The 4,615-nt window shown below is 63.1% G+C and carries 7 protein-coding genes, 1 tRNA gene and 1 pseudogene; 4 read left to right on the forward strand and 5 right to left on the reverse strand.

The window, feature by feature from the left end:
- Positions 1 to 496, forward strand: a 496-nt coding sequence (locus EN780_RS28015) for a MerR family transcriptional regulator (protein ID WP_133372741.1), incomplete at its 5' end; no start/stop codon positions are given.
- A gap of 86 nt (positions 497 to 582) precedes the next feature.
- Positions 583 to 879, forward strand: a complete 297-nt coding sequence (locus EN780_RS28020; RefSeq protein WP_128275916.1) for a hypothetical protein — start codon at positions 583 to 585, stop codon at positions 877 to 879.
- A 73-nt stretch (positions 880 to 952) separates the two neighbouring features.
- On the opposite strand, the gene EN780_RS28025 is transcribed toward EN780_RS28020, so the two are convergent.
- The 3 genes from EN780_RS28025 to EN780_RS28035 form a co-directional block, all read right to left on the reverse strand.
- Positions 953 to 1,228 carry a hypothetical protein gene (locus tag EN780_RS28025; protein ID WP_127282154.1) on the reverse strand — a complete coding sequence of 92 codons (276 nt, stop codon included), beginning with the start codon at positions 1,226 to 1,228 and terminating at the stop codon, positions 953 to 955.
- Between the two features lie 172 nt (positions 1,229 to 1,400).
- Complete coding sequence (locus EN780_RS28030) at positions 1,401 to 2,378, reverse strand: ATP-grasp fold amidoligase family protein (RefSeq protein WP_189556789.1); 978 nt, start codon at positions 2,376 to 2,378, stop codon at positions 1,401 to 1,403.
- 181 nt (positions 2,379 to 2,559) lie between these two features.
- Positions 2,560 to 2,757 carry a hypothetical protein gene (locus tag EN780_RS28035; RefSeq protein ID WP_128275918.1) on the reverse strand — a complete coding sequence of 66 codons (198 nt, stop codon included), beginning with the start codon at positions 2,755 to 2,757 and terminating at the stop codon, positions 2,560 to 2,562.
- A gap of 366 nt (positions 2,758 to 3,123) precedes the next feature.
- On the opposite strand from EN780_RS28035, the gene EN780_RS28040 reads away from it, so the two are divergent.
- Together EN780_RS28040 and EN780_RS28045 are read left to right on the forward strand one after the other, a co-directional pair.
- A complete protein-coding gene (locus EN780_RS28040) occupies positions 3,124 to 3,387 on the forward strand; it encodes a helix-turn-helix transcriptional regulator (protein ID WP_128275919.1) in 264 nt (87 codons plus the stop codon).
- A gap of 218 nt (positions 3,388 to 3,605) precedes the next feature.
- Positions 3,606 to 4,007 (forward strand): hypothetical protein, encoded by a 402-nt coding sequence (locus tag EN780_RS28045; RefSeq protein WP_128275920.1) that lies wholly within the window; start codon positions 3,606 to 3,608, stop codon positions 4,005 to 4,007.
- 90 nt (positions 4,008 to 4,097) lie between these two features.
- On the opposite strand, the gene EN780_RS28050 is transcribed toward EN780_RS28045, so the two are convergent.
- Positions 4,098 to 4,174, reverse strand: a tRNA-Pro gene (locus tag EN780_RS28050).
- 54 nt (positions 4,175 to 4,228) lie between these two features.
- Positions 4,229 to 4,615: pseudogene (locus EN780_RS28055) on the reverse strand (hypothetical protein); the annotation flags it as partial.

The following is a 4,615-nucleotide window of genomic DNA, read 5'->3' on the forward strand; positions in this document are numbered from 1 at the left end:
GGATCTCGATCTGCCGCAGCACGTGCTGCGCTTCTGGGAAACCCGTTTCAACCAGATCAAGCCGATGAAGCGCGGTGGCGGCCGCCGCTATTACCGGCCGCAGGACGTCGAACTGATCAAGGGCATTCGCCATATGCTCTACGACCAGGGCTACACCATCAAGGGCGTGCAAAAGTTGTTGCGCGAGAACGGCAACCATTTCCTGGTTGCCATCGGCAATGGTGACATGGCGGCCGTCGAGGCGATCGCGCAGCGCCGGCAGGCAGAACAGGTGCCGCTGACGCCGGCTGCCCAGCCGCGCGGCGCCGACGACGAGATGCTGGTCGGCCAGCCCAGGGTGAAACCCAGCCGACGCTTCTTCGGCCTCGGCAAGAGCGACGACGAGGGACCGGTCCAGCCGGACTCCTCGAAACTGTCGCGCGACAACCGCGCCCTGTTGCAGGAAGCGTTGTTCGATCTGCTGGAGTGCAAGCGCCTGCTCGACCAGGTGCGTTAGGCGCCGCTCGCTGACAGTCGGCTGACCGGAACTGCTTCTGCGCCCATGCGTTACGCCTCCTTCTGCACAAGGAAGGAAAACGCATCATGGCAACGCTTTCGACCGTCTCCGATCTCGAAAAGCAGGTCGCAACCCTCTCCAGGGAACTGGCTGCTTTGAGGAAGGCCATCTCGAGGCAAGGTGGCGCCTACTATGAGGACGGTCGCGACGCCGCTTCGGATTACTATTCCCAGCTGGCCGGACGCCTCGCCGACGCGCTGCCGGCGATCGGCGGCAGGGGCAAAGCGATCGAAAGGACGGCACGCGAGCATCCCGCGACAGCTGCCGCCGTCGGGCTGCTCGTGCTTGGACTGGTTGCCAGCCTGTTCCTCGCGCGGCGTTAGCGCGCCCCCCAAAGGGTGAAAGAAAATGGCGGCCGTCGCGCGGACGGCCGCCATTTCCTTGATCGCAGGTCGATCAGTTGGCGAGCTTGAGCCGCTTCGTCGGGTCGACCTTCATGACCTGGCTGCACTTGCCGTAGACGGTGCCGTTCTTGTCGGTGGCGTCGGTATAGGTGCCCTTGCAGTCTATCTCCAGCACCAGACAGGAGCCCGCGCCCTTGCACACCGCGCCGCCGTCGCCGGTGGGGTGCGTGCCGGCGAAGGCCGAGCTCGGGACGGAAACCGAACCGAGGGCCGAGACAGCGATGGCCGCGGCGAGCGAGATGCGCTTGAAGTTGGTGAAGTTGGTCATTTGAGCATTTCCTTCTCTTTGATCGAGGATCGCCGTTGCGGCGTCCTTCTGGTTGGGGAGCGCCTTCGTGGCGTCCATGCAGGCTTGGTGCGGCCCGGAGGGGAAAGGTTCACGCGTCGGTTCAAATTTTTTGCCGAGGCGGAGGCCAGAGCGCGAGCTTGGTGCCGCTTGGTCAGGCCTGGCGAGGGCTCGTCGCCGGCCGGCGATTGCGTACGTCGGCCCGACACCAGGCCTTGAGCGCGCGGGCATAGAGACCTGCAATGCCGCGATGCCGTCTGCGCAGATAGTCCGATCGGTCGAGCCGCCAGTTTCGCTCGATCGTCGCCATGATTTCCGGATTGGTCCACGTGCCGTAGCCGGCGGCGGAGTAGACGGTGAGCTCACCGGCATAGAGACACTGGCCGGTGACAAGGAAGTCGATCCTGATGTGATCGAGATCGCCGGCGATGCGCGGCGCGATCGCCGCCGCCCGGCGCACATAGTCGACAAGACTGTCGCTGACCGGCAGCGCCTGGTCCTCGCGCGGATAGTCGGGGTCGCGCCCGGGCAGCGGCTTGCCATCGCAGTCGAACAGGTGCGAGAGGCGGGCCTGCTTGTCTTCCACCCAGACATGGCAGACCGTGCCGCCGCAGACATGGACTTTGATGTCGGTGGCGATTGCTCCGCCACTCAGCTCGAGCCGCTCCTCGACGAAGACCGCTGGCACGATCGGCCAATAGGCCCATTCGCCGTTGCGGCGCCCGTAGCGTTTCCTGAGCCAGCGCCTTGCCGTGGCGATGACGGCGGCACGGTTCGGCCGGCCGCCGGAAACGAAGACGTTCATCGCGCAGCCATGGCTTGCCTTGACCACCGCATTGCCTGTCAACAGCCCGGGTGGGATGTCGGCGGGGTCGCGCCCGGACCAGAGCGTTTTGGCTTGAGCCAATTCAGGGCAGATGCCGCGAACATAATCCTTCGCCGCGAGCTTATCCGTCAGCGTCACGAACAGCGGATTGCGATCGACGGTTTTCCGCCAGAGCATCAGCTCGTGATAGGTGCCGGGCGCGGCGGGATTGGGCAGATAGCCGAGCTTCATGGCGAAGCGGACGATCAGGGCAGGATGGCGAAGCGTGAGCAGCAGCCGCGCGACAGCCAGGACCAGGCGGTGCATTACCGGCAACCTGGCATTGGCCAACATCAGGCACCCCTTGGGATGCAACCAGGTCTGAGCGCAGCGGGCGCGAACTGCCTGTGCCGCGAACGCTGATGGCACGATGCCATCAGAGCAGGGCAGGAAGGCCGGTTACGGGCAACAACCAAAAACCGGCCTTCCTGTCGGATAAGCCGGTTGCTTAGGCCTTCTTCGCCACCAGCTTCTTGTGGTGGTGATGATGGTGATGATGATGATGATGGTGATGCTTGCGGTGATGATGATGACGGTGATGCTTGTGATGCATCGGAGCAGCATCGGCGCTGGTCGCGCCGAGGATCGGCATCGAGACAGCCAGGGCCACAGCCAGCCCGAGAGCGGAGAGGAGGGACTTCTTCATAACATCGTTTCCTTTTGCGCGGGCCGTTTCTGGAGACATCGGACCATATCGATGGCTCGAGCGCCGCGATTGGGGACTATCCTCCTGGATTCTTTCGGCAATTTTTCCCGAGTGTAGAATTTTGTTTCTGGATTGTGTCTGAGATCTTCCCCGCCCCGGTTCGGCCGGGCGCTGCTCCGCTGTGCCGAGGTGAAAGGCGGCGGCGCCCATTTGGCTGGTTCGATTCCGCGAGATCATTCCGGCGCAGTTTCACGATGGCGTGACGCCCGTTTTGGCGCTTGGCAAATCGCCCGCGAGCGGTCATTGTCTCGCTCGTCTCAGGCAACCCATGATTTGATCAGACGGTTTCAACCCAAGGAGTTGCCAATGCCCGCCACTGCCAGACGCGAAGTTCTGTCCGATTTGATTGCAACACCCGGCTACAGCGCTCTCAAGGCCGCCCGTGAAACCAGGGGATACAGCCTCGAAGAGCTGTCCCTGACATGCGGCCTGTCCACCCACGAGATTGCCGATATTGAAAGCGGCAGGGATGCCGACCCCTCGAAGCTCCGGCGAATCGCCGTCGCGCTGCAGATGCCGGAAGACGCTTTCATCGACATGCCGGCGTCTGAAAATCGGCCCATGCAATAGTCGAGCTGGGTCGACCCGACGAGCCCGCCACGGTTTGCCCTGGCGGGCTTTTTAGTACCGTGCAGGGTTCACCCATATCGCTTACGCCGAGCGGACTCGATTCGCTGGTGACTGAGGCGGCAAAGAATTCGGTGCATAACTCTGGCAGGGGCTATTATTAGTCCTTGCTGATGGATCTGTCCCGACGCTAGCGTGCTGCGGGGCTTTCAGAAGGCGATATGCTAGAGCGGATCGTAACTGCCACCACAACCAGTTCGCGCCAATTCAACTTTCTGGTTCCTGACGACGTCATCGACGCCGTCCAGCGATGCATCGACTGCGCTGCTCCCGGACGCATCATTTCGACCTATTCGGTGGTTCAGTCGGTGCGGGACAAGGTCCCGGATTGCGAGCTATCCGATGAGCAGATTGAGCGCTACGCCGTTCTGTGCGCCGTGGACCAGGCGCTGGCGGTGCATTTCGACAGGCGAGGAAACGCGCGGGATCCTTGTTCGCCGCTGAGCAGGACTCACTGGCGACTCGTGCCGAAGTGGAAGATCAAGCCGCGGCCGCGCCTGGCGCATGTCTTGTTCCACCGGCTTCCGCCCAGGCCCGACCAACGTCGGTCGGCAGCGCCCTGATCGCGACCGGGCGATTCCAGCGGCGTTTGCTCTGAATAGCGAAAAGGCGCCACAGGGCGCCTTCGACAAACCAGGGCTTTCAAGGAAAAATGGTCGGAGTGGCCGGATTCGAACCGACGACCCCTTGACCCCCAGTCAAGTGCGCTACCGGGCTGCGCTACACTCCGGACCGGGTGGCGATGTATCGTGATAACCCGGTGCCGGTCAACCGAATTCGGCAGCTATCTCGCCAGCGGCACCGCCGCCGGGCGCACCGCTTGCGGCGCTGCCAGTCGCAACGCCTTCTGATGCCGGTATTCGAGCGCGATCGCGCCCCAGATCAGGCCGAGCAGCAGGTAGACATGGCGCCAGTGGTCGATGTCGATGAAGGTGCCGAGCCCGATATTGCCGATGAAGGCGACATAGGCGCACAAGAGATAGGGCTGCCAGGGCCGGTCGCGCAGAAGGATGCGGAAGCCGGCCACGATCGTCCACACTGTCAGCGTCAGGAAACAGATGAAGCCAAGCCAGCCGTAGTCCATCAGCATCTTCAGCCAGATGTCGTGCGTGTCCTCGCCAAAGATGGTGCCGAACACCAGCGGGCCGATGCCGAACGGATGCTCCATCGC

Origin of the sequence: Mesorhizobium sp. M4B.F.Ca.ET.089.01.1.1, assembly GCF_004022605.1 — a bacterium.
Lineage (GTDB): Bacteria > Pseudomonadota > Alphaproteobacteria > Rhizobiales > Rhizobiaceae > Mesorhizobium > Mesorhizobium abyssinicae.

What these genes read in the sequence shown, in the direction of transcription:
- EN780_RS28020 (WP_128275916.1), top strand. Translation starts at nt 583, where the DNA reads ATGGCAACGCTTTCGACCGTCTCCGATCTCGAAAAGCAGGTCGCAACC.
- EN780_RS28025 (WP_127282154.1), bottom strand. Translation starts at nt 1,228, where the DNA reads ATGACCAACTTCACCAACTTCAAGCGCATCTCGCTCGCCGCGGCCATC.
- EN780_RS28030 (WP_189556789.1), bottom strand. Translation starts at nt 2,378, where the DNA reads ATGCACCGCCTGGTCCTGGCTGTCGCGCGGCTGCTGCTCACGCTTCGC.
- EN780_RS28035 (WP_128275918.1), bottom strand. Translation starts at nt 2,757, where the DNA reads ATGAAGAAGTCCCTCCTCTCCGCTCTCGGGCTGGCTGTGGCCCTGGCT.
- EN780_RS28040 (WP_128275919.1), top strand. Translation starts at nt 3,124, where the DNA reads ATGCCCGCCACTGCCAGACGCGAAGTTCTGTCCGATTTGATTGCAACA.
- EN780_RS28045 (WP_128275920.1), top strand. Translation starts at nt 3,606, where the DNA reads ATGCTAGAGCGGATCGTAACTGCCACCACAACCAGTTCGCGCCAATTC.